This is a genomic window from Pedobacter ginsenosidimutans, assembly GCF_001442625.1.
Taxonomy (GTDB): domain Bacteria; phylum Bacteroidota; class Bacteroidia; order Sphingobacteriales; family Sphingobacteriaceae; genus Pedobacter; species Pedobacter ginsenosidimutans.
Map to the genome: position 1 here is coordinate 120311 of NZ_LMZQ01000005.1, position 25962 is coordinate 146272.

Sequence of the window (25962 nt, forward strand, 5' to 3'; positions counted from 1 at the left end):
AAATCATTATATCGTAGCTTAAAAAAGCCTTACTTCTTAAACACTAAATCTAATGCTTCAAAAATAGCACGTTTTGCTTTCTCCAATTCAATCTTAGTATGTGCTGAAGATACGAAACCAACTTCATATCCCGATGGGCCTAAATAAATTCCTCTATTCAATAACTCGCGGTGCATAATTTTGAATTTCTCCATGCTGCTGGCATCAATATCATCAGCCGATTGGATTTTATCTTTATCGGTAAAAGCAAACCAGAAGATAGAACCAATGGTAAATACCTTAAACTTATAGTTACGTGCAGTTGCAAAACGCTGAATACTGGCTACAAATTCTTGCGCTTTGGTGTTCAAATCTTTGTAAAAGCTTGATTTGTTCAGTTCTGTTAAAGTGGCAATGCCCGCTGCCATAGCCACAGGATTTCCAGACAAAGTGCCTGCTTGGTACACACCACCGTCAGGAGAGATATGTGCCATAATTTCAGCACGGGCACCGTACATGCCAACAGGTAAACCGCCACCTATAATTTTGCCATAAGTAACAATATCAGGTGTAATGCCATAATGTGCCGCAGCCCCTTCAAAACCTACCCTGAAACCGGTAATAACTTCATCAAAAATCAGAAGGGAACCATTATCGGTACAGATTTTACGCAAGAAATGAATATATTCTTCATCTTGAATAATCAAACCATTATTTGCCGGGATACCCTCAATAATTACCGCAGCAATCTGATCTTTGAACTGAGCAAAAGCTTGTTCAATAGCTGTTTTATCATTTAGAGGTACAACGATGGTTTCTTCAGCAAAAGATTTTGGCACACCCGCAGAAGAGGTTTCACCAAAAGTAACCAAACCAGAACCGGCTTTAACCAAAAGCGAATCGCTATGACCATGGTAACAGCCTTCGAATTTTAAAATCTTATCACGACTGGTAAAACCTCTTGCCAAACGTATCGCCGACATTACCGCTTCCGTTCCTGAGCTCGTAAAACGGATTTTCTCAACAAAACGGTTGTTTTTAATAATCAGCTCAGCCAATTCATTTTCTAAAGCTGTTGGTGCACCAAAGCTCATACCGTTCTGCATTACCTCGGTAACTTTCTCGCGGATTTTAGGATTGTTATGTCCCAAAATTAACGGCCCCCAGCTACCACAGAAATCGATAAACTGATTACCATCGGCATCCCATATATAACAGCCATCACCTTTTTCGATAAAAAGTGGTGTACCGTAAACAGATTTAAAAGCCCTAACAGGTGAGTTTACCCCACCAGGGAAATACGTTTTTGATTTTTCATACAGTTCGGCAGATTTTACTCTCGAAATATCAGGTTTACTACCCGTATTTACCGGAATATCGGCTTCGTTGCCTGAAAACATTTTTTTTAATGAATCTAACATTTTTGTTAAGGTTGAAGGCTAAAAGGTAGAAGGTAGAAGGTTTTGGGTGCATAACCCATAGCCAATAAGCCATCAATCTTTTACCTCATTACGTTTGTAGGTTTTAGAACGAATTGTTAAGGATCTAGATTGTGGGTATAAACCCTCAACCATTAAGCCTTCTACCTTCCGCCTCTAAAGCCAGTTGTTATTTAAAATATCTTTAATATGGTAAGTAGTAATAATACTTGCGCCAGCACGGGAAAAGGCGTGCATGGTTTCCATTACTACTTTCTGCTCATCAATCCATCCGCGTTCAGCGGCAGCTTTTACCATTGAATATTCGCCAGATACGTTATAAACTGCAATTGGCAAGTTGGTATCTTGTTTTAACCTTTGGATAATATCCAGATAAGCTAAACCTGGTTTCACCATTAAAACATCAGCGCCTTCTTGCTCATCCAAAGCGGCTTCGCGCAAAGCCTCTAAAGGGTTTCTGAAGTCCATCTGGTAAGCTTTTCTATCACCTTTGCTTGGTGCACAGTCTGCTGCCTCTCTAAAAGGGCCATAATAGGCAGAAGCAAATTTTGTGGCATGGCTCATAATGGCCGCATTAACGAAACCGTTTTCATCCAAGAGATTACGTATGGCTTCAATCCTTCCGTCCATCATGTCAGACGGGGCAAACATATCAGCACCAGCTTCGGCATGTGTTAAAGCCATTTTAGCAATTACTTCAACTGTTTTATCGTTTTGAACATAATCGTTTTCTAATATACCACAATGGCCATGGGTAGTATAAGAACAAACGCAAACATCGGTAATTACATATAAATCATCTCCGAACTGTTTTTTTAATTCACGAACTGCAGTTGGAACCAAGGAATGATCATGATAAGCCGATTTCGCGTCTTCAGATTTTTCATCCCCCACACCAAATAGCATAATTTTGTTGAGTCCTTTTTTTATTCCAGCTTCAACATCTTTCACCAGCGTATCAACCGAATAATGGTTCACCCCTGGCATGGCATCAATAGCATGGGTAACATTACTGCCTGGCACCACAAAATAAGGGTACACAAACATATCTTTCGATAACCGTGTTTCGGCTACCATCTCTCTCACCAAAGGGTTTTTCCTTAATCTGCGCGGACGATTTAACATATTCTCTGTATCAAGTATTTAGTATCGAGCGTTAACGCGAACTATTATTTGTTGTTATCTCTATTCATATAGAGGATTTTTGGAAATTTTATAGTAGGTGTTATTTTGTAATTTAATACATATGGAAGCTTTAGACTTACATTCCTCTATATCTATCACAATAGGCTCTTTCAACTTTTGAGCAACTTTAACTATTTTCCCGCCTTCCAAAACGATTTCTTCTTGCTGAAACCCCATTCCACCTTGAACCAATTCCCCACCTATTTCTTCAGTTCTAAATCTTATATAAAGCTTTAATGTGTTACCTACTAACGAATAAATACCCTCAGCTCCTCTAATTCTACTTCTATCATCGTATGCATCGAAAGTATAGATAAATTTCCCGTTTGAAAAAAAACGATAATTAGCTAATAATGCAGAACCTACCTTGGGGTTTGAAACCTGCCAAACACCTACAATATTGGCTTTATTTATTTTTTGACTATAAGCGATATTAAGAGAACTTATCAAAAACAGAATAAATAAACTAAGTATTAATTTCTTTATCATCCCGCTCAATACTTTAAGATTGCTTCATATTCCTTATGACAATTTATCTTTTACTTTAGCTTTTGGCTTTTTTAGACTATCCACTTCCTACCTTATCTCACCTCAATCCCAAAAACAGCCTCAGCTAATCCAATTTCATCAGGCGAATAAGGCAAAGCATATTTCACGCCCATCTCATCAAATTTCTTACCGGTAGAGTTTCCAATGGCAATTACCTGTTGGCCCGGCTCCAATAAATTATCAGCGAAATACGCATCAACATTTGATGGACTGGTAAAAATCAGTACATCGGCATAACTTTGGTCTATATCATCTTCTATTACCGTTTCGTAAATCGGCAGATCGATAATTTTAGCATCAGCTGGCAATGACTTTTGAATCGATTGTAAAGAATCCTGTGCTCTTGGAAACAGTATTTGCTGACCGCCAACCAATTGCGCAAAATCTTCGGCAACCTCGGTAATATCGCCACTCTCACCAACAAAATCGGCAATATGGCCAAATTTACGCAAGGCATCTTCTGATCCTCTTCCTACCACACCAAACCTTGTTTTCTTTGGCAATACCGGTTTTAAATTGAAAAAATATTCAACACTATTGCGGCTGCTGAAGAAAACCCAATCTACGTGCCTTAAGATAAACTGATCTAAAACCGTTACTATTGGGAAGGTACGGATCAACGAACGTCCTTCTATTTCAATATTATTATTTTCTAATGCCCTACGGAAATAACTGTGCTCGCCAATTTCGCGCGAGATGAAAACCTTTGCCGGTTTCTTTCTTTCTACACTAAACTTGGCAACTATTTTTTCTGCTAAACCTTCGGTACTTTCTGCGCGTAAAAACAAACGCTCAGGAAAATGATCGGCCGTTTCGGCTTTTGAAGTCCATATTTCGAATTTTCCATTTTCTTTTTTGCAATAACAGCCTAAAGGCATGTGGCACCCTCCTTCGAAAAGGTTTAAAACCTTACGTTCTACAGTTACAGTCTCTGCCGTTTCCGGATCGTGCAATTTTTGCAATGCATCAAAAAGCTCGGTATCATTTTCCCTGATCTGAATAGCCAAAGCGCCCTGAGCAGGTGCCGGAATAAACTCAGTAGTTTCTAATTCTTCCACATGTAAATCGCTCACATCAAGATTTAAGCGCTTAACACCAGCTTTTGCAATCAGAATGGCATCGTAATCTTCATCACGAAGTTTTTCGATACGGGTGGGTACATTTCCGCGTAAATCTTCAACCTCTAAATCGGGACGTAAACCCAATAACTGGGCTTTGCGGCGATTGGATGAAGTGCCAACCATTGCGCCTTTTTTTAACGAAAGCTTTTGCGAAACATCTACACAATCTTTTAAAATCAAAAGATATTCACTTGCCTCTTCGCGTGGTGGCAAAGCGGCGATGATCAATCCTTCAGGGTGTGTAGTAGGTAAATCTTTAAGGCAATGTACAGCCAGATCAATTGTTCCACCCAAAAGCTCTTCTTCCAATTCCTTGGTAAAGAAGCCTTTGCCCTCCAGTTTATCTAATCTTAAATTCAGAATTTTATCGCCCTGAGTTTTAATGATTTTTATTTCTGCTTCTATTCCAATTGCAGCCAATTCATCTTTTATATGATTTGCTTGCCATAAAGCCAGGTCGCTACCGCGTGTTCCAATGGTTAATTTCTTCACTATAAAGGTTAAATGAGTTGCAAATTTAATTTAATTAGTGGTTTATACCATGAATTGTTTAAAAATGAGACAGTGAGGTTACAGAATAGGGAATTTAAAGGATTTCTGTGACATTATGCGATCGGTTTGTCATTCTGAGCAAAGCGAAGAATCTCTAAGCGACACGGCTCTCCCCATAAATAAAATTCAAATGTTATTTATGTTAGATGGCGTTTGAACCATATAAGGAATGTAAGTCCATTTAAGTTGATTGCATGAAAGATGCTGAAACAAGTTCAGCATGACGACAAGGGAATTGGTTTCCGGATTTATCTAGAAAAACAAAGAGTCTTCACGGCGTTCGGTATGACAAGATGAAGGAAGACAGAAAAAGAAAGAAAAATTAAACCTTAGCGCTCTTTGCGATACCCTTAGCGATCTTTGCGATAAAATTAAGATTGATTAACCAGAATTTCTTTGGCCATCACCATCGGAACGCTGATGTATTTTTTCTCCATGTAGTTCATTACACGTTCTAAAACTTCGCGTGAGGCTTCATCCATCTGACTAATTTCATCAGCAAACACGCCATTTATGGCTGTATTTTTGATTTCTTTAATCTTTCTTGGCACTTCCTGCATCGCTAATTCGATACGGCGTTGTTTTAAAACAGAGAAAAATTCGGTGATGTTGTTGCTGATAATTTCTTCGGCATGCACCAGTTCGTTATAACGTTCCTGGATATTTTTGCGTGCCACCTCTTTCAGCGATTCTACTTCGATATAATGTACTGGATTGTTATGAATTACTGCCGGGGTAACATCATTCGGAATGGCCAGATCTACAATTACCTTTTTGCCCTGATCGCCGTTTAAAAGTTTAGCGTATAAGGCTTCGTTAATAATCGCCTCGGTTGAGCCAGTACAGGTAATGATTACATCAAACCCTTCATTAAAATCTTCAAGCGCTGCTAAAGGATAAGCCTTACCGCCTAGCTCTCCTGCCAAAGATTCGGCCTTAGAAAACGTACGGTTGAAAATCGAAAAATTGGAGTATTTGTGTTTGTTGAGGTATTTTGCAATGTTCTGATTGGTTTCGCCAGCGCCAATAATCAAGATACGTGAGTTGCCACACATATTTAACTCTTTTAGCTTACGGTAGGCCAATGAAACAACAGAAACCGGATTTTTCGAAATATTGGTGTGCGTATAAACTTCTTTTGCTGTTTTAACCACACGATCCATAATCATGCGCATGTAATCGCCAGTAAAACCTGCATCGCGGCAGTTTTCGTAAGCTTTACGGATCTGGGCAAGAATTTCTTTTTCGCCAACCACCAAACTTTCTAAAGAGCACGATGTTCTGAGTAAATGGTTAAAAGCTTCTTCGTTTTCGTATACCGTAACATTATCCAGAAAACGCTCCATAAACTCAGGAGGCAGTCCCATGTCTAAAACAGTAAGGAATCTGGTTACAAATTCTTTGTCGGTTTTCTCTTTGGTAAGGAAAACAAACTCCACCCGGTTACAGGTTCCGATATAGAAAATTTCGCTAACGGGAAGTTCTGCCTGAACATTCTTCAACCTGCTATCTAAACTCTGATCACAAATAACTAATTTCCCTAAAGATTTCAGGTCGATGTGGTGATGCGTAAAAGCTATTACTTTTAAATATTCCAAGTGCTTCCGTTATTAACTATTATCGGGATACAAAAGTAACACGGTGAGGGCATGTGACTGTCATTAACCTGTAATTTACATCAATTTAGAACGGTTTTAAATAAAGGGCTTAAAGATTAATCAAATCATATTGATTTATATGAACAAACCAATTCGCATAATTTTCTCTGGATTTACGCCCTCTTCTAGGTCCTGGCTGGATGTAACCACTTTTTATCCACTGAAGTATATTACGTTATTATTCCAAAATGGTTGCCTGTACCTGGCTTTATAATTTATTTTTCCGGAATATTAGAAATTGTTTTTGGATTATATTAACCAGAAAGCTAACGGTACTATTAATTATATTGATCTTAATTGCCTGAATAAGGTTGCCTTGGTAGTTATTGTTTATGATTGGGCCACGCATTATTAATTAAAGAATATTTATTATTCAAAACAATATATGTCCTTTTTTGAAGCGCAGTTCCAGTGCGAATGGGAAAGGTTCTGTCCTGCTGTACATTCCAATCCTTTTGGATAAACCTCGCAAAACAACAATTTAACCTATCCAAAAGGGATTTCCATTTCCATCAGGGCTATTATACTCACGACTGTGGTCAATATCCTTCTATTCTAAACACAAAAAACACACAACAAAATTAGATTTCGTAGGTTTATATTTTATACCAATTCCTTTAAATTATGATTACACAAAGCAATTTTAGCCTGATCGGTTCTGACGGAAAATTAATTATCGGCGATATTACTTTCGATGAGAAAAACCCTAATACACCCATTATACTTTTTGTTCATGGCTTTAAAGGTTTTAAAGATTGGGGCGCACACAATTTAGTGGCCAGATATTTTGCCAGCAATGGTTACCGTTACATTAAATTCAATTTATCACACAGTGGTGTTCCTGTTGATGATCTAAAAGATGTGACCGATATGGATGCCTTTGCTAACAATACCGTATCGAAAGAACTTTTTGATTTAAATGCGGTACTCGATTTTATCGAAAAAGCATACGGTAAAGACACAAAGGTAAACCTGATAGGCCATAGCCGCGGCGGTGGATTATCAATCATTGAGGCTGCAAACGATTTAAGGATCAACAAACTGATAACCTGGAGTGCCATTGGCGATTTTGCAAGTCTATGGAAAAAAGAACAGGAAACTGAGTGGAAAAAGAACGGCAAAATCTTTGTGACCAATGCGCGTACCAAAGAGCAGATGCCGTTAAACGTAAGCTTATTGGAAGATCTTGAAGAAAATGCAGCAGCATTGAATATTTTAGATGCGGCAAAGCGGGTAAACACCCCCTGGTTGATTATCCATGGCGATGATGATGTAAATGTTCCTTTTGAAACCGCACAAACTTTGGCAGAAGCCAATCCGAATAGCAGATTAGTTAAAATTGAAGGCGCTAACCATGTTTACGGCGCTACGCAACCTTATACCAATGAAACTTTGCCGCCGCTGTTGTTTAAGGTTTGCGAGAAGGTTTTTATGTTTTTAGGGGAATAGTGTTCCTTAACTCATGGTCGTCACCCTGAATTTAGTTCAGGGTCTATATTGTAAATCAAATCTTAATGACCTTAACTCTTAATGGTCATTTTTTTTATTTAGTTAGTGGCACACAAAGGCGATTTAATCATCCCCTCTTCTCACAAAATTGCGCATATCGCTTCCACTAGGACTTTGAAAAATTTCGAGATCGAAATAGGGTACGGCAGCTAACAAATGGTCAAAAATATCGGCGGCCACTTCTTCAAAACGTTTTAAGCCTTTTTCTTTTGAGAATACATAAATTTCAATAGGAAGGCCGTTTTCTGTAGCCTGTAACTGGCGTACCATAAACGTTAAATCGGTATTGATATAAGGGTTACTCTCCAGGTATTTTTCTGCATAAATCCTAAAAGTACCAATATTGGTCATGTGGCGGCCATTAACCAGATTATTGGGATTCACCGTATTTTCGGCATTATACCTTTCTATAAAAGTCTGCGTTTCTTTAAGGTAATCTTTCAAAAAATCGATACTCTGTAACCTTCCGATCAGCTCCTCATCGCAGAATTTAATGCTCGAAATTTTAATATTAATGTGGCGTTTAATCCTCCTGCCCTCACTTTCTTCCATTGCCCGCCAGTTTTTAAACGACTCGCTCACAATAGCGTAACTCGGCACAATGGTTACCGTTTTATCCCAATTACGCACTTTAATGGTGGTTAAATTAATTTCGGTTACTTCACCATCTGCACCATATTTCTCTACGGTAATCCAATCGCCTACCCTAACCAGATCAATGGCACTCATTTGTACAGAAGCTACAAAACCTAAAATCGGATCTCTGAAAACCAAAATAAAAACAGCGGTAACTGCGCCAAAACCACCAAAAACATAAAGCGGCGATTCGCCAAGAATAATGGACAGGATGAGCACAAAACCAACAATATAAAATACAATTTTGGCTACCTGTTTGTAACTTCTAATGGGTTTATCGGCGTATTTCTTTGATGATTCCATGATGGATACCAAAGCATTCAGAAATGCATTTACAGCAAACATTACGGCTAAAACCATGTAGATTTTAGCAAATATTAAAGCATAAAATAACCCGTTTTTAAAATCGATAAAAAGATAAGGAACAACATTATAGATGATGTATGCGCCAAATATTAATGCAAATGCCCTGAACACCCTAAATTCGAATAAAGCTTTTTGCCAGTCTGACTTTGTTTTTGCACTTTTTACCACACCGATAAAAAGCTGTCGGGTTAAAAATATGGTGATGAACAGAAATAAAATAACACCAAGTAGCCCGATAAAAAAGTAAGAATAAATGAGTTCGCTACCAGCAAGGCCTTTGCCAGCGAGCCAGTTTCTAAGTTCGTTAAACAGGGATTGAAACTCCGGGATGTTCATTAAGGCAATTTAGGATTTATTGATCAGAAAATTAAGTGATGTTAAATAAATGAAAAGAGATCTATAATAGATTTCTCGACTGCGTTGCACTCCGCTCGAAATGACGATCTAACAGCCTCGGCCTGTGTCCTCACAGACCGAAACAAAAATGAGTTAATTTATAAAAGTGGTTTGTGGGGACACAAACCAAGGCGGATAATTTTAATTTATTAGACTTTTTCTACCCAGTTGCCGTCATCTTTGATAATATCGATCAGTTCGTCTAAGGCATAAGCGGTAGTTACATTTTTCTTTACTACTTCTTTACCACGGTATAAAGTAATTTTATCAGGCCCGGTGCCCACATAACCGTAATCGGCATCGGCCATTTCGCCTGGGCCATTAACTATACAGCCCATAATACCAATTTTTATCCCTTTCAAATGGTCGGTACGTGAACGGATCAGTTGTGTAGTTTCTTGCAGGTCGAAAAGCGTTCTACCGCAGCTTGGGCAAGAAATATATTCTGTTTTACTGATACGTGTACGTGTAGCCTGTAAAATTCCAAAACTGGTAGAATTGATCAGCGAAAGGTTTTGACCTTCTGCATCAATCCACACGCCATCTCCAAAACCATCGGTAAACAAAGCGCCGATATCGGTTGCGGCATAAAGCATTAAATGATCAGCATCTACATCCTGGTAAGTTCTCTTAATAATTACCGGAATCTGGATGTTTTTCTCCTGTAAAGCAACAAAAAATGCCCTTTGTTCAGCCATTCCATGTATTGAAGATGTTTCTAGAATTAAAACAACCGTGCTATCCAATTGTGCAATTGTTGTATCGCTAAATTGTTTTGAATCAATCTGTACGAAATTCAAAAATTCGTCTTTAACATCCACAGAACCATATTCCGTAAGCGTATATAAAGGATGACAATTGTTTTTATCGTTAAGTTTTAACCAGGTTTCGCAATTGTAAACTTGCTTTAAATTCCCGGGGAAAGAAAAAGACGGCAAATTATCACCTAAAAAGGCTAAATCGCAAGCCTGATCGGCCAAGTTATATTTATCTAAACCTGCGCTGTAATTGTAACCCACTGAGCTCAAAAAGTAAGGGTCTTTTAAGTTTTCTTTCGAAACATCGATCATTACTACCGGATGGTGATGGCCACCAATGTGCTGAACAGGGGTAGTAACACGGCGGTTGTATTCGTAAGGATTGTAAGTTAAGCGTGGGGCGTGGGGCGTAGAGCGTAGTGTAATCGCCTCGGGACTTCCGACTTCAGACTTCGGACTCCTTAAAGCATAACGATCTGCCAAAGCCTTAGCAACCGGTGCTTCAAATTCAGGATCTTCGGTTAACGAAACACGGATGGTATCGCCCAAACCATCTTCTAATAACGTTCCAATACCAACGGCAGATTTAATACGACCGTCTTCTCCATCGCCAGCTTCAGTAACACCTAAATGCAAAGGATAATTCATCCCCTCTTTCGCCATGGTTTCTACCAATAAGCGATAGGCTTGAACCATCACCTGGGTATTGCTGGCTTTCATCGAGATTACCAGATTATAGTAATTCTGGTCTTCACACATACGGATAAATTCCATTGCCGATTCGACCATGCCGCGGGGAGTATCGCCATAATGGCTCATAATCCTATCAGAAAGCGATCCGTGGTTAGTGCCAATGCGCATGGCGGTGCCATACTCTTTACAGATTTTAACTAAAGGAATAAACTTTTTGTAAATCCTGCTTAACTCCGCATTGTAAGCATCCTGTGTATATTCTAGATTCTCGAATTTCTTTTTATCTGCATAATTGCCTGGGTTAACCCTTACTTTTTCTACAATACGCGCAGCCATTTCGGCAGCATTAGGCGTAAAATGGATATCGGCAATCAGTGGCACATTATAACCTCGCAAACGTAGTTCTCTTTTAATATTGGCCAGATTTTCGGCCTCTTTAATGCTCGGTGCAGTGATACGAACATACTCGCAACCAGATTCTACCATTCGGATGGTCTGCTCTACAGTACCCAAAGTATCCATGGTATCGGTTGTCGTCATGGATTGGATCCGGATCGGATTGTGCCCACCTAAAGCAATATCACCTATGTTAACTTCTCGGGTTAAATACCTAGAATAAGCGGTTAAACTGTTGCAATATCCGCCTGCCAGATCATGTTTTGCCAATATATTTTCCATCTGATTGCAAAGATAAGGATTGTTGGAATGTTTTGATGTTGTAATGTTGTAATTAAATCGCCCCGATCCTAATGGCAAAAATTCAAAGTTTTTTTGGAAACGGAAGAGCCGTATTGCTAGGCAAATGCAGCCCTGCTTGCGGCTTTAGTCCCGATTAGAGGGAAATCGGGCGCTACCGCCTCAATCAGGTTTAATTTTTAACGGTGGGTGGGTTTGGCATCATTGCACCGGCCCAGGTTTACTAAACGGTATGGAAGCGGCATCCTTTGGCTGTCAGCCTGAGGAATAATTTATTTATAAAAATCAACATGAGTGACGTATAATTGATTTCTTTTGCCATACACCACGGTCTTGCCTCGGCTCGCCGCCGCCGAAGGGCTCTTTCTTTTTGTCATCAAAAAGAAACAAAAAATGCCGGCTGAAAATTTATTCATCTGTATTACAGTTTTCAGCTGCATTCATGAGGGCTTCGCCGTTTCCTTTTGAAGCCAATTGTGCGGCCAGAACAGTGCAGCCCGATCCCGATAGCTATCGGGATGTTAGGCCGGATTTAAGTAGAACGGGGATACCGTGCTATGGCCTAGTTGGATGGAAATGCGAAAGTAATTAAAATACAGATTAATAATAATTTGTAAAATAACGTCAATAGTAACGTAGTCGAAAGGCCAGCCAAAGATATAGCGTACAGCCCGACTAACGAGAATAGATGCATTGACTTTGCTTTTCTAACTTATATTAACCGATCCTTAATCACCAAGGTATTGGCTGCAATATCGTGCCAGCATTGGTTTTTCTTATTGAGGAAACTGTATAAATAACCAAAGAAAACAGGAATTACAGATAAGATTTTGGAAAAATTCCTCACCAGGGAAATACCAAAAGAAACCCGGCTCCCTTCTAAATCGGTTACTTTAATATTGAGGAGTTTTTTACCAATGGTAGCCTGAGTTTTAGACGCCTCGGCAATACTGCCATAAATGAGTTTAATGATAAATATGGATGGAAATGGGATTAGAAAAGCCATAATCCGCTGATCTTTACCTTCGATAAAAATATAGCTTGTTAAAATAATGATGCTATATATTCCAAAAATAACAAAATGATCAATCACCGATGCCAACAGCCTTTGATCGAAAGCCGCAAAATATTGAGGTGCAGTTTTTTGATAACTAAAACCCAAAAGCTCACGCAATTCGGGAATTGCATGAGCTTCTTTATAATCGTCCATTCCGGGTTTGCGTATAAAAGTATTCGCACTGATATTTAAATCTTTCAGTTCGGTTAAACTATACGGCCCTTGTGGCTTTCCATTAATTACAACTATATATTGATCAGGATTCATTAGATTGGATCGGGATTATGAGATTCTAGGATTGTAAGATCAGCATTTTATAAAGATTCCGTTAATGAAGTCTTAGCCTTACGCCTTCTAACCTTCAACCTCCCTAGTATCTGCTTACTTCAAAGTTACTCAATCCGCCATCTAAATTGATAAAGATTTTTTTGGTTGAGGCTTTATAGTTTGAAGTTTCGTAAACACCATCGCTCAATTTTTCAAAACCATCGAAATCTTTAGCTGATAAACCTGTTTTGGTTTTAATCCGGCAACCTGAGTTGGTAGGTACCTTAATTTTCACATCGGCCACACCAGATTTCACAATTACATCGGTTATTGGCAATAAATCTCCGAATTTAATATCCAAAGCTGCAGCCCCACCATCAAAGCGGAAGGTACGCACTTTGTAATTGGCAAAATCAAAGTTTGCCTCGCCAGCTCCCAGTTTCATTAAAATATCCCAGTTGGCTTCTTTATTCAATTTAAAGTTAACATCGTTACCACCATCACCAAAATTCCACTTGCTCTTTTTATCGTCCATTTGGAAAGTAAGTACGGTAGCGCTATCGGTAAGCAATTTCTTTAAAGAGAAGTTACCATGCCTTTTCTTTACGTCGGCATTAATCAACTCAGCTGTTTCACCATCTAGATTAAATGATATGCCACCTCCAGAAATATTTAATACTGTTTTTTTCGCATTATCTGCAGCTACGAACGGCTCAGATAAACTTAAGTGATTATACGAAGTGTCGTTATCGTTATCATCATCATCGTTGTTGTCATTGTTGTGTTCGATATTAATGTCGACGTCTTTTTTAAAGTGGCGCCCCCACCAATTGCCTCGTTCGGGAACCTGCTGGCCTTTATAAAAAAGGAACGATAAGGCCACTACTAAAACGCCAATAGAAATGATGCTACCTGTTTGCGAATTGTTTTTATTAAACAGGATATTTAAACCTGCTATAATTAAGAATACAGGCCAAAAGCTCCAAACATTGCGCCAATAAAAATTGATTACGCCAAAGTTTTCGAGTAGAAGTACACCGCCAATAAAAAGCAGGATAATACCCCAAATTAATCTATCTAGTTTCATTTTATTTATACTTGAGGGTTAGCGGATGTTGAATTATCATCTTTGTTAGCTGGTGCTGTAGGCTCATTTTCTACAATGGTTTCAGAAAAATCAGCTTCTTTTTGTTGTTCAGCCTCCTGTTGGTGCTGAAAAGCAGCCCAGTCGTTCTTTCTTTTTGATTTGGCTATAATACTTACACCTAAGGCAATAAATATCAATGGCCACATGTACCTGAATAAATTGCGGATACTAAACCAATCGGGTATAAAATCCATTTCGCGCATCAGGAAAAAACACCCTATCACTAGTAATACCAATCCGCCTATAGTGCGACCAGTATCGTTAGATTTATTGAATTTGTCGAAATTGGGCTGTGTTTCGAAAGGTGTTTTTTGTCCACCATCAACAGGTTGCGTCCAATTCTGGTTTCCCTGGTTCGCTGGTCCTGCAAAAGGATCGGCAGTCCCAAAGGGTTGTGCATTTGGGTTTTTCTTGCCAAAGTAATCGTTAAATTTAGAGAATCTTGCAGCCGGATCGTTATTAACCGGAACAATAATCCACATTACTATATAGGCAACTAAGCCACCTCCAGCCATAAATATAGCCGATAATGCAAACAATAATCTAATTATGGTAACCTCAACCTGCATGTAATCTGCAAGTCCCGAAGCTACACCGGCAATCATCTTATCGTGTTCGTTTCTAAAAAGCTTCTTTTCCATAACGTTGTTCATTTTGTGTTTAAAAATCAAGCGGAGTAATCAAAACCTCGTCTACATTTACCCCTTTATTTAAGTTTAAAATGGTAAACAAAGTTTCTGCAATATCTTCAGGCTGTACAAATTTTTCATCCGGAATTGCTGTTCCTTCCCATGATGAAGTTTTAGTAGAGCCTGGCAAAAATGCAGTTACTTTAACATTGTGAGGTGCTAACTCTTGCCGCAATACATGATTAAGACTTAACATCGCTGCTTTTGTTACACTATAACTGCCTCCATTTTTCACAGGTGCTTTACTGGCCACCGAACAGATGTTGAATATATGGCCCCGCTTGGCTGAGCGCATTTTTTTTCCAAAAAATTTACTGATGTAATAACAGGCATTTGTATTTATATGCTGCTGCTTTTCGAAGGTTTCGTCATCCTCATCGAGCATGCTGCCAGGCAAAAAGATCCCCACGTTGTTTACTAAAACAGCTACATTATCAAAATCTACAGCGGTCGAATTTAAAAAAGCATACACTTCTTCTTTAACTGAGCAATCTGCTACCTGGGTAAAAATAGCATTCCCATAAGGGGTTAATTCCTGTCGAAGCCTGTCGAGTTCATCTAAACCCCTTGCTACCAAAACTAAATCGTACCCATTTTGGGCTAATTTAGTCGCAATAGCTCTGCCAATTCCTTTAGTTGCTCCGGTTATTACAGCTTTCATTTATTTATGGTTTAATTTTTGTTAACAAAAAACCATATTTATATTCAAAACCACGAATATTTTTACAATTAGCAAAGCGCTCCAAATTTTTATTGTTTCTTTGTAGTAGTATAGAACGATCATTTAAATTAAGCAAATACATACGGAATGAATTTTACCAATTTCGGCAGATACATCCTGCTACTCAAGTCTGTATTCAGAAGGCCGGAAAAACTGAAAATATACTTAAAAGAAATCGCCAAACAAATGGATTATGTTGGTGTAGGCTCTTTAGGTTTAATTGCTATTATCTCTACTTTTATTGGTGCAGTAATGACGCTACAAATTGCTTTCCAGTTGGTTAGTGATTTTATTCCAAAAACAATTATCGGTTCTGTAAACCGCGATTCGAGTATATTAGAGTTAAGTCCAACCATTAGTGCAATTGTACTGGCAGGAAAAATCGGATCGGCCATTTCATCAGAAATCGGTTCGATGCGTGTTACCGAACAGATTGATGCTTTAGAAATTATGGGTATAAATGCACCAGGCTATCTCATCCTTCCTAAAATTATTTCAGGCATAACCATGGTACCCATGCTGGTAATTATTTCTATGTTTTTAAGTATTACCGGTGGGTACATTGGCGGTTCTATTTCAGGTGCTGTTACTCCTGCAGAATACATTCAGGGTATAACAACTGATTTTAATCCTTACACCATCACGGTTGCTTTGGTAAAGGCATTTGTATTTGGTTTCATTATTACGTCAGTTCCAGCTTACGAAGGTTTTTACGTTCGTGGTGGTGCTTTAGAAGTTTCGCAGGCCAGTACAAGAGCGGTTGTAATTAGCTGTATCTCTATTCTTGTTTGCGATTATTTAGTTACTCAACTTTTATTGTAATGATCGAAATTAAAGATATTTATAAATCTTTTTCCGGAAATGATGTACTACAAGGCATTTCTGGAAAGTTTGAAGAAGGTGTAACCAATTTAATTATCGGTGGTTCCGGATCAGGAAAAACAACGCTACTGAAATGTATGGTAGGTTTACATCAACCAGATTCGGGCTCGGTACTGTACGATGGCCGCGATTTTACACCGATGACCTACGAGCAGCGTATCGAGGTGCGTAAAGAAATCGGCATGTTGTTTCAAGGCTCCGCCCTGTTCGATAGTATGACTGTTGAAGAAAACATCATGTTTCCTTTAAATATGTTTACTGATCAAAGCAGAAAAGAAAAGCTTGAAAGAGTTGATTTTTGTTTGGAGCGGGTAAACCTTGCAGGTAAAAACAAATTATTCCCGGCAGAATTATCTGGTGGAATGAAAAAACGTGTGGGTATCGCACGTGCCATTTCTATGAACCCGAAGTATTTGTTCTGTGATGAGCCGAACTCAGGCTTAGACCCAAAAACTTCCATTGTAATTGATGAGTTGATTCAGGAAATTACCGAAGAATACAAAACCACCACTATTGTGGTAACACACGATATGAACTCGGTTATGGGTATTGGCGATTATATTTTGTTCTTACACGAAGGGAAGAAATTCTGGGAAGGCAGCAACAAAGAAATTGCACATACTGATATCCAAGAATTGAACGATTTCGTATTTGCCAGCCGCTTTATGAAGGCAGCAAAAGATAAGTTTTAAGAAAATTCTTATATTTGTAATATGACAACGGCTACAAAAAATATCATTCACAAATTGGAAACCTTACCAGAAAGCATGGTAAACGAGGTAGAAGATTTTATTGATTTTTTAAAAGCTAAACATTCGAAGAACTTTCCTAAATCAGCAAGTGAAAAAGCAAATATTGTTGAGGAGCCAAAAAGCCTATATGGCGCTGCCAAAGGCACAATTCTTTATATTTCTGATGATTTTAACGAACCATTAGATGATCTCAAGGATTATATGTAATGCGTTTTTTGCTAGATACACACATATTCCTATTCTTTATTAATGGAGATAACTCAATTTCAAAAAAGATTATAGAGATCATAAACAATCCTGTAACAGAAAAATATATAAGCATTGTAAGCATTTGGGAAATTACAATAAAGACTAATATCGGAAAGCTAAAGTTAAAAGACGATATTAACTCAATTTATGAATTACTTGATAAGTACCGAGTAAAAATTCTTCAGCCTTCTAAAGATGACTTTACTACTTATTCTACATTACCATTAATACATAAGGATCCATTTGATAGACTTATTATAGCACAGGCACTAGCAAATGATCTAACCCTGATAACTGATGATCAATACATCAAAAGCTATCCAAATTTAAAGTTATTTTAAATACATGATACAATTACTTGCCCCAACCCACTGGAAAGATTATGAACTGATTGATTGCGGGGATTTTGAAAAACTAGAACGTTTTGGAAATGTAACCCTTATCCGTCCTGAACCTCAGGCGGTGTGGAAAAAAACATATTCAGAGCAAGATTGGAAAAAAACAGCCAACATTACTTTCAGGGGCCGTTCAGCTACTTCTGGCGAATGGGTAAAGAAAAATCAATCTATTCCTGATCGTTGGCATGTAGAATATAAAAACAACGAGGTGGGCATTAAACTCCGCTTAGGCTTAACCTCTTTCAAACATGTGGGTGTATTTCCCGAGCAGGCTGTAAACTGGGATTTTATCTCCTCGTCGATTAAAAAATTTAAAACGCCACAGCCTAAAGTTTTAAATCTTTTCGCCTACACCGGTGCGGCATCGCTAATTGCGAATGCAGCTGGTGCCGAAACTACCCACGTAGATTCGATTAAACAGGTTGTTACCTGGGCAAATGAGAACCAGGAACTTTCTGGATTGAAAGATACCCGTTGGATGGTAGAGGATGCCTTAAAGTTTGTAAAAAAAGAATTAAAAAGAGGCAAAAAATACAATGGAATCATTTTAGATCCTCCTGCTTACGGTCATGGCCCTAATGGCGAAAAATGGAAACTGGAAGATCATATCCAGGAAATGATGCAGGATGTGGTACAGTTGCTGGATGAAAAAGAACACTTCTTAATCCTAAATACTTATTCATTGGGTTTTTCATCGGTAATTGTAGAAAACTTAATCCGCACCTCATTTCCATCGGTTAAAAACCTCGAAACTGGAGAACTGTTTCTACAGGCTACTTCGGGCATTAAATTGCCATTGGGTGTTTTTGGCAAATTCTGTAATGTGTAAATGTTGATTACTTTATTTTAAACTACGAGATTTCCACCCTACTTTCATCAAAACAGATCCGGAAAAAATCTAAACTTTAATTATCTATATAATATTTATGAAATTCCCTCAATTAGCAGGCACACTAATACTTGGTTTTGCCGCAATCAGCTTATTTGCCAACTGTAATTCAGACGGTAAGAGCAGTGGCGGTATCGGTAAAATCTTCTCTTCTGATTCAACTAAAAAGAAAACGGACTCAACGGTAAACGTAATGAAACCGGTTGATCCAAAGCTTTACGATTCTTTAGTAAAAAAACTGGCAAACGGAGATACTACCGGAAGATGGCCGGTAAAAAAACAACCATATCCTTTAGCGGGAGCCATTCTACCCTTTAAACGCATAGTTGTTTATTATGGAAACCTGCATTCGAAAAAAATGGGTGCGCTTGGCGAATATGCACCTAAAGAAATGTGGCAGCGTTTAAATGCTGAGGTTAAACATTGGGAAAAAGCTGATCCTTCTACCCCGGTACAACCAGGATTACACTATATTGCTGCAGTAGCAAGTGGAACACCAGGGAAAGATGGAAAATACATCAACAGAATGGGCAATAAACAGATTGATTCTGTTTTGAAAATTGCCAAAATGCAACCTAACACAATTGTATTTTTAGATCTTCAGGTAGCTTTAAGCACTATAAAAGCAGAGTTACCTCATATTGCAAAATACCTGGAACTGCCATACGTTCATTTAGGTATTGATCCAGAATTTTCAATGAAAGACGGAACATTGCCAGGCAAAAAGATCGGCACCTATGATGCTGCCGATATTAATTATGTAACCGGATATTTAGCAGATATTGTTAAAAAATACAATTTGCCTCCAAAAGTATTTGTATTGCACCGTTTTACCAAGAAGATGGTAACCAATTCACCTAATATTAAATTACGTCCTGAAGTGCAGGTTGTGATGCATATGGATGGATGGGGTGAACCTGAATTAAAAAAAGGTACCTACCGCCACTTTATACAAGGTGAACCTGTGCAGTTTACCGGCTTTAAATTGTTTTACAAAAATGATTTAAAGAAAGATCCGAAGCGTTTGATGACTCCAGAAGAGCTGTTGAAGCTTACGCCAAAACCGATATATATCCAATATCAATAAAAAGTAAAAGCCTGTAATTACGATTACAGGCTTTTTTGTTTTCATGCTATATAAGATACATTTTGTGATGTATTTATCAATTCCGTTTAGTTAAGTTTTTTAACCACAGATAAACACAGATTCATATATCTGTGTTTATCTGTGGTTAATTAAGATTACGAATCTTAAAGACATTGAAGTATATATCCTAAAGTGCTGTCTAAACAGCACCTACTTAAAACTTATAGGAATAATCGGTATCCAACCAATCTTTAATATCAAAAAAATGTCTTTTTTTGATTGATCTAAAAATTGGAATAGATTTTATATATGTAGGATATGCAAACAGCAACATTTGGCGGAGGCTGCTTTTGGTGCACCGAAGCCGTTTTTCAGACGTTAAATGGAGTAAGCCAGGTTACATCAGGCTACATGGGGGGTGAATTAAAGCATCCCACCTACATGGAAATTTGTAACGGCGATACCGGACACGCAGAAGTAATTCGAATCTCATTCGATGAAAATGTTATTTCATTCAATGAGCTTTTATTGGTATTCTTTAAAACCCATAATCCAACAACTTTAAATAGGCAGGGTAATGATGTTGGCACGCAGTACCGCTCGGTGATTTTTTACGAAAATGAAGATCAGCAGAGGCAGACGAATGAAATGATCGAAGATTTAACCCAACAACATATTTTCGATAAGCCTATTGCTACAGAAGTTTCTCCTATAGCCGAATTTTATGAAGCTGAAGATTATCATCAAAACTATTTTAGCAACAACCAGGGAAAGCCTTATTGCGCATTTGTGATACAGCCAAAACTGAATAAGTTTGCTACTGATTTTAAAGATAAAATTAAACCAGAGCTTTTGGAATAATTAAATTTCGAAAGTAAGTAAAGCATGTTGGCTTGCAGTATGAATATCTCTCCAAACCCTATTAATTTCTGATTCCTTTTTTGCAGCCTCCAAACCACAGTATGGGAATAAAGTAGCTGTGGATTTCCAACAGGCATGGGCTAATTTACGGCTGATTGAACTCACCTTAATTAAGGTATCCTCATTAATTTCGCCATCACTCATTAACTGATTCCAGGATTCGCCGAACGTATGGTAGAATTTTGTGCGAAGGTTTAACACTTCTTCTTTACAGCGGTTAAGTTCACTGTTAAAAAACAAAATTTGTGCTTCACTATATCTCCCCGAGCGAGAGTAAAAAGATTGCTCTACCAGTTTAATAAAATGGTTAGTCATTCCTAAACTATTTACTGTTAACGTGGTTTCTGCGAGTTGCAAAAAGGGATAATCAAAGCCAGAATCTGCTACTTCAATATGCTGGTTAATTTTAAAGGTCCTATTTTCGTGAACTTTCAAATCGCAAACTTCAAAAGCATGACTGCCTGTTGCAATTAAACCAAAGTAAGACCATCCGGGTAAAATATTTACTTCCTCTTTTTTAAGGATGAATGATTTTATTTCAGGTTCTCCGTTTTCGTCCAGAATGTCTTCACCATGTTCATTTTTAAGCGTACAGTTGGCTGTAAATATAGTGGCATGCAATGCGCCACTGGCATAATTCCATTTTCCATTTAACAGGTAGCCTGTTTGGGTTTTAATAGCCACCCCACCAACAGCACCACTCCCGGCAAAACAAACTTCACGATCGGCAAAAATCTCTGCAGCCAATTCTGGATTTAAAAACCCTGCAAACCAGCCTGCACCAGCACAAAGTGTAATGGTCCAGCCTAAACTCCCGTCAGCTTCAGCCAATTCTTCTTCCAATCTTAAAATTTCAGGGAGTTTTTTGTTCGGTCCGCCATAAATTTCGGGCACAAAAAGCTTAAACCAGTTTTCCTGGTAGGCTAGCTCCAAAATTTCGGGATGAAGTTTACCCATTTCTTCAGAAATTGCTGCATAAGCTTTTACTTTTTCCTGCCAGGTGGTGGTTAATGTTTCTTGCATGATTATTTTTTGCTTTGCTTAGGAAGGAAATTAAGCCAATTTGAGTCTGCTTTTGTTAATGATCTTCTTCCAGTCTAAAAATCCAAATATGGCTACAGTGAACAAAAACGTAGTTAAACAAGCCATAAGTGGAAGCTTTTTATGAAACAGCAACGGAATAGCCACAATATTCGAAATGTTCAGGAATATCCAGTTTTCTATTTTACGCTTGGCTAACAGCCACATACCTGCCCATGCTGTTGAAGATACAAAGGCATCAAAAACAGGCACATCCGAATCGGTATAATGCCTCAACACAAGGTAAAGTACACCGAAACCAATTACAGAAATTAAAACAGCAATGGTTAATTCTTTATTGCTCGACCACGAAACCTGGTTTTCTCCCTCCTGTTTTCTTTTTTTCCAGATTATCCATCCGTAAACGCTCATCACCAGATAATAAATGCTCAGCAAGGTTTCTGCATACAGCTTTACATTTAAGAGTAGAAACATCGATAACAGGATCGAAATTATTCCTGTTGGATAAAGCCAGATACTATTCTTCTTCGCCAATAAAACTTCAGATACTCCGAAACCCACAGCCAACCATTCGATTAATGAGGTGTGTAAAATCTGCTCCTGAAAAAGCTTAAACCAATCTTGAAAATTCATTTACAATAATTTGCCTTGCGGCCGGTAAAAATAATTAGATACCGTTTTCGGGGCGAAACAGTTTTGTAAATTTTAACCTCTTCCTACGGCGGCATTACCCGCATCAGGTTCATTAGAAGGTGTAGGGTTTGAGGTATAACGTGTAAGGTTAAACCCTATACCTTAAACCTTTTGGCTTAAAACCTCTAAATGGGTATAATCTCAGCAAATTGATGGCAACAGAAATTGCAGAATCAAAAAGCACCCCTTTGAGCAAGGCAAATATAGGTTTAAAAATGAAATGTTTTAATTTTTATTCGACTTTGCCGTTCTAAGCGGTTCGTCATTCCCAGAGGTCAGTTTCTGATAAAAACATTGGAATTGAGAGGACCTCTTGCGATAAATCGTCATTTCCTTTGGTTAAGCAAAGGAAATGACGATCGATTTTGGAAATTTAAAATAATCCCAATTGCCCTTTATCGTCAATATCGATATCATCCGGATTGGTGATTTCGAAATCTATCTTTTTAACAGGTTTATCTTCAGCTTTATCTTCTACTTTGGTCTCTTCCTGTTTAACAGGCTTTGGTTTTTCAGCCACTGGCTTTTCTACCACAGCGGGTTTTTCTTTTACTTCAGGTTTTTCGACCTTAACAACAGGCTCTTCCTTACGTTCGAATTTTGGTTTGGGCTGCGCTACAACAGGTTTATCTATTACCTCTTCCGGCACTTCTGGTTCTGTTACTGTTTCCTCGTTCGCAATCGACTCTTCGTTTGTAACCGCTTCATCTAGTGCCTCTTCACCATCCTCTCCCTCGTCAATTGCTGCTACCTCAACCGCTTCAATTTCTACCTCAGGCTCTTCCAATACTACTTTTTGAACATCGTGCGCTGACAGTCGATTGCCATTTGCTTTTAGTCCTTTAACATCAATCAGTTCTGCTAAGGTTAAATCCAATGTTTCCGGAATTTGGGTTTTACCCTTCAAAACGTCAACAATAATTTTTGCTGCCGGATTCGAAGTAAGGAACAACAACTTCGATTTCTGCTCCTCGCTAATGAAAATGGTTTTCCTACCATTAGCTTGCAGTTCGAATGCAAAACGTTTAATAAAATAATTCTGCGCTTTGCCTTCAAAATGGACTGCAGCAAAAATCCGCTCCGGATCAAATTTCTGAATTAAGATCAGTCCATCATCAAAGTGATTGCTGAGTTCGAAAGAACTTAATTCATAGTAACCATCTTTATGAACCTGTAAAATACGATCATCGCCATCAAATTCACCCAGGTATTTTCCACGGCCATCCACATTTAGGCGTTTTAATAAATCATCATACCAGATTTTCAGGCCCGATAAGGTAGAAACGCCTTTACTCTTCAGAATGATTTTTTTGACCGGATATTTCGAAATGATATTCCCCTGCGAACCACGGCCCTTAATGGCCACTTCTGCAAAATCCTGATCGAACTGAAGTTTGCGCAATTTAGAATGCGGTTTCAGTGCAACGTTTATTACCTCAGCTTCGCCATTCGGGTTAGCGGTAAAATATAAAACCTTCGAACCTTTCGATCCTTTGGTTAAATCGTATTCCTTATCGCGTGTTACGCCAACTACGGCAAACCTTTTAATGTAAGATGTACCGCTAGCGCCGTCTTTATAAACCATATTGTAAATGGTCCGTTCGTCGTTTTTCTTAAATACCTGTGCGTGTATGATATTTTTACCCACAAAGGTTTTTTCGGCAACTTTGGTGATGATACATTTACCATCCTCACGGAAAACAATTACCTCATCTATATCCGAACAATCGGCAACATGTATATCTTTCTTTAATCCTGATCCTGTGCCAATAAAACCATCCTCTTTATTCATGTAAAGTTTCACATTCGCAAGTGCTACTTTCGAGGCTTCTACCCGATCGAACAAACGGATTTCGGTTTTACGTTCTCTTCCCTTTCCGTATTTATCCTTCAGTTTCTGGTACCAGGCAATGGCATAATCGGTAAGGTGTTTTAAGTGATTTTTAACCACCTTAATTTCATCTTCCAGATTTTTCATCTGCTCATCTGCCTTTTTCACATCAAACCGGGTGATGCTACTCATTGGCTTATCAATCAGCTTCTTAAAATCCTCAGGTAAAATTTCGCGGTAAAGCGATGGCTTAAAAGGATCAAATAAAATGTGTAATACTTCAACTACAGTTTCAAAATTGGTTGAATTTTCATATTCAGGATTTTTGTACATCCCCTCCTGAATAAATATTTTAAGTAAAGAACTAAAGAAAATCTTCTCCTGCAACTCGTGCAAGCGGATTTCCAGTTCTCTTTTTAATAAATTTTTAGTGTGTTTTGTATTTTCAATCAGGATATCGTTTACACTCAAAAAAAGTGGCTTATCCCCTTGAATAATACAGGTATTTGGCGAGATCGACACCTCACAGGCCGTAAAGGCATACAGTGCATCAATGGTTACATCAGGCGAAATACCCGGTGCCAGGTGCACCACAATTTCTACATTGGCCGCCGTGTTATCCTCAATCTTTTTAATCTTGATTTTGCCTTTATCATTGGCCGATAAAATACTATCAATAACAGAACCCGTTGTGGTACTAAACGGAACTTCTGTAATCACCAAGGTCTTTTTATCCTTCTCAGTAATTTTCGCACGCACGCGGATTTTACCTCCACGCTGTCCTTCATTATAATTCGAGAAATCAGCCATACCGCCCGTAAAGAAATCGGGCAATATATTGGGGCGTACGCCTCTCAAGGCTTCTATCGAGGCATCCAGTAATTCGATAAAATTGTGCGGCATTACCTTGGTAGCCAAACCCACGGCAATACCCTCAGCACCCTGCGCCAATAACAAAGGGAATTTAACTGGTAACGTTATTGGCTCATTATTACGCCCGTCATAACTTAACTGCCACTCGGTAGTATCAGGATTAAATACCACTTCGTTGGCAAATTTTGATAAACGTGCCTCGATATAACGTGGTGCCGCAGCACTATCTCCAGTAACCGGATCGCCCCAGTTACCCTGCATATCAATCAATAAATCTTTTTGACCGATCTGCACCATCGCATCGCCAATAGATGCATCACCATGCGGGTGATATTTCATGGTGTTACCGATTACGTTGGCAGCCTTATTAAAACGCCCATCATCCATCTCTTTAAGCGAGTGCATAATACGCCGTTGAACAGGCTTTAGTCCATCATTAATATGCGGTACTGCCCTATCGAGAATTACATAAGACGCATAATCGAGAAACCAGTTTTCGTATAAACCGTTGATTGGGGTTATGGTATGTTTGTGCTCTTCGTTTACGTTTTGATCTAATTCTTCACTCATTTATTTAAAAAAATTGGCAGCCGTAAATATAATAAAAATGATTTCATAGAATGAAGAGAGGTTATTCACATTTCGAGATGGAAAATTTGTTAAAAAACAAGGGCAAGCTGCGTTTTGCTTAACTCTTGCCGTCATTCCCGCGCAGGCGGGAAACACGCAGTGCTCAGCGAAGCTAATCTTAATGCCTGGATATTATAAAATGATTTCTCATCCTATCGGCTGGTGTCTCACCTGCCGAAATCTAAATTTGTTTGTCTTGATTTGGAAAGCAGGGTTCGGTAGGTTTTGTTTAATGTTTCCTCCGGCTTTCCGATTCGATCTTTTTTGCACTCCTGCCCGCCGCTCATGGCAGCAAAAA

22 protein-coding genes are annotated in these 25962 nt (G+C 38.5%); 8 read left to right on the forward strand and 14 right to left on the reverse strand.

Translation table 11 applies throughout. From position 1 onward, the window contains the following. Positions 1–29 precede the first annotated feature (29 nt). The 5 genes from hemL to hemA all read right to left on the reverse strand — a co-directional run bounded on the left by hemL (position 30) and on the right by hemA (position 6423). Entirely contained in the window at positions 30–1400 is a 1371-nt protein-coding gene (gene hemL, locus ASU31_RS08960) for a glutamate-1-semialdehyde 2,1-aminomutase (protein ID WP_057932007.1), read from the reverse strand. A 174-nt stretch (positions 1401–1574) separates the two neighbouring features. Continuing rightward, complete coding sequence (gene hemB, locus ASU31_RS08965; RefSeq protein WP_057932008.1) at positions 1575–2543, reverse strand: porphobilinogen synthase; 969 nt, start codon at positions 2541–2543, stop codon at positions 1575–1577. Positions 2544–2603: 60 nt separating this feature from the next. Next, complete coding sequence (locus ASU31_RS08970; protein WP_057932009.1) at positions 2604–3092, reverse strand: hypothetical protein; 489 nt, start codon at positions 3090–3092, stop codon at positions 2604–2606. A 92-nt stretch (positions 3093–3184) separates the two neighbouring features. Then, positions 3185–4765: a hydroxymethylbilane synthase gene (gene hemC, locus ASU31_RS08975; RefSeq protein ID WP_209434978.1), complete on the reverse strand. Its 1581-nt coding sequence runs from the start codon at positions 4763–4765 to the stop codon at positions 3185–3187. A gap of 431 nt (positions 4766–5196) precedes the next feature. Then, positions 5197–6423 (reverse strand): glutamyl-tRNA reductase, encoded by a 1227-nt coding sequence (hemA, locus tag ASU31_RS08980; RefSeq protein WP_057932011.1) that lies wholly within the window; start codon positions 6421–6423, stop codon positions 5197–5199. A 684-nt stretch (positions 6424–7107) separates the two neighbouring features. On the opposite strand from hemA, the gene ASU31_RS08985 reads away from it, so the two are divergent. After that, complete coding sequence (locus ASU31_RS08985; protein WP_057932012.1) at positions 7108–7932, forward strand: alpha/beta hydrolase family protein; 825 nt, start codon at positions 7108–7110, stop codon at positions 7930–7932. 123 nt (positions 7933–8055) lie between these two features. Here the strand turns inward: ASU31_RS08985 and ASU31_RS08990 are convergent, their stop codons facing one another. The 6 genes from ASU31_RS08990 to ASU31_RS09015 form a co-directional block, all read right to left on the reverse strand. Then, positions 8056–9330 (reverse strand): mechanosensitive ion channel family protein, encoded by a 1275-nt coding sequence (locus ASU31_RS08990; protein WP_057932013.1) that lies wholly within the window; start codon positions 9328–9330, stop codon positions 8056–8058. A gap of 209 nt (positions 9331–9539) precedes the next feature. Next, a complete protein-coding gene (gene ispG, locus ASU31_RS08995) occupies positions 9540–11519 on the reverse strand; it encodes a (E)-4-hydroxy-3-methylbut-2-enyl-diphosphate synthase (RefSeq protein WP_057932014.1) in 1980 nt (659 codons plus the stop codon). A 730-nt stretch (positions 11520–12249) separates the two neighbouring features. Continuing rightward, positions 12250–12861, reverse strand: coding sequence for an RDD family protein (locus ASU31_RS09000; RefSeq protein ID WP_057932015.1), 612 nt, complete (start codon positions 12859–12861; stop codon positions 12250–12252). Positions 12862–12964: 103 nt separating this feature from the next. Then, complete coding sequence (locus tag ASU31_RS09005) at positions 12965–13948, reverse strand: LiaF transmembrane domain-containing protein (RefSeq protein ID WP_057932016.1); 984 nt, start codon at positions 13946–13948, stop codon at positions 12965–12967. 5 nt (positions 13949–13953) lie between these two features. After that, the gene (locus ASU31_RS09010) at positions 13954–14649 is read right to left on the reverse strand and encodes a PspC domain-containing protein (protein WP_167346169.1); all 696 of its coding nucleotides are present in this window, start codon (positions 14647–14649) and stop codon (positions 13954–13956) included. 19 nt (positions 14650–14668) lie between these two features. After that, a complete protein-coding gene (locus ASU31_RS09015; protein ID WP_057932018.1) occupies positions 14669–15358 on the reverse strand; it encodes an SDR family oxidoreductase in 690 nt (229 codons plus the stop codon). Positions 15359–15505: 147 nt separating this feature from the next. Between ASU31_RS09015 and ASU31_RS09020 the strand changes: the two genes are divergently transcribed. From ASU31_RS09020 to msrA, 7 genes are all read left to right on the forward strand, one after another. Then, positions 15506–16240, forward strand: coding sequence for an MlaE family ABC transporter permease (locus tag ASU31_RS09020; protein WP_057932019.1), 735 nt, complete (start codon positions 15506–15508; stop codon positions 16238–16240). Beyond that, positions 16240–16992, forward strand: coding sequence for an ABC transporter ATP-binding protein (locus ASU31_RS09025; RefSeq protein WP_057932020.1), 753 nt, complete (start codon positions 16240–16242; stop codon positions 16990–16992). The genes ASU31_RS09020 and ASU31_RS09025 overlap by 1 nt, the downstream gene beginning before the upstream one ends. Positions 16993–17013: 21 nt before the next feature. Continuing rightward, positions 17014–17259 (forward strand): type II toxin-antitoxin system VapB family antitoxin, encoded by a 246-nt coding sequence (gene vapB / locus ASU31_RS09030; protein WP_057932021.1) that lies wholly within the window; start codon positions 17014–17016, stop codon positions 17257–17259. After that, positions 17259–17642 (forward strand): type II toxin-antitoxin system VapC family toxin, encoded by a 384-nt coding sequence (locus ASU31_RS09035; RefSeq protein WP_057932022.1) that lies wholly within the window; start codon positions 17259–17261, stop codon positions 17640–17642. The genes vapB and ASU31_RS09035 overlap by 1 nt, the downstream gene beginning before the upstream one ends. Before the next feature lie 4 nt (positions 17643–17646). Next, positions 17647–18528 carry an RsmD family RNA methyltransferase gene (locus tag ASU31_RS09040; RefSeq protein WP_057932023.1) on the forward strand — a complete coding sequence of 294 codons (882 nt, stop codon included), beginning with the start codon at positions 17647–17649 and terminating at the stop codon, positions 18526–18528. A 97-nt stretch (positions 18529–18625) separates the two neighbouring features. Continuing rightward, on the forward strand, positions 18626–19675 hold the full coding sequence (locus ASU31_RS09045; RefSeq protein ID WP_057932024.1) for a hypothetical protein: 1050 nt from the start codon (positions 18626–18628) through the stop codon (positions 19673–19675). A gap of 318 nt (positions 19676–19993) precedes the next feature. Further along, complete coding sequence (msrA, locus tag ASU31_RS09050; RefSeq protein WP_057932025.1) at positions 19994–20536, forward strand: peptide-methionine (S)-S-oxide reductase MsrA; 543 nt, start codon at positions 19994–19996, stop codon at positions 20534–20536. Here the strand turns inward: msrA and ASU31_RS09055 are convergent, their stop codons facing one another. The 3 genes from ASU31_RS09055 to ASU31_RS09065 form a co-directional block, all read right to left on the reverse strand. Then, positions 20537–21619 (reverse strand): acyl-CoA dehydrogenase family protein, encoded by a 1083-nt coding sequence (locus tag ASU31_RS09055; protein WP_057932026.1) that lies wholly within the window; start codon positions 21617–21619, stop codon positions 20537–20539. A 30-nt stretch (positions 21620–21649) separates the two neighbouring features. Further along, complete coding sequence (pnuC, locus tag ASU31_RS09060; protein WP_057932027.1) at positions 21650–22270, reverse strand: nicotinamide riboside transporter PnuC; 621 nt, start codon at positions 22268–22270, stop codon at positions 21650–21652. Between the two features lie 433 nt (positions 22271–22703). Next, positions 22704–25604, reverse strand: a complete 2901-nt coding sequence (locus tag ASU31_RS09065; protein ID WP_057932028.1) for a DNA gyrase/topoisomerase IV subunit A — start codon at positions 25602–25604, stop codon at positions 22704–22706. Positions 25605–25962: the final 358 nt, after the last annotated feature.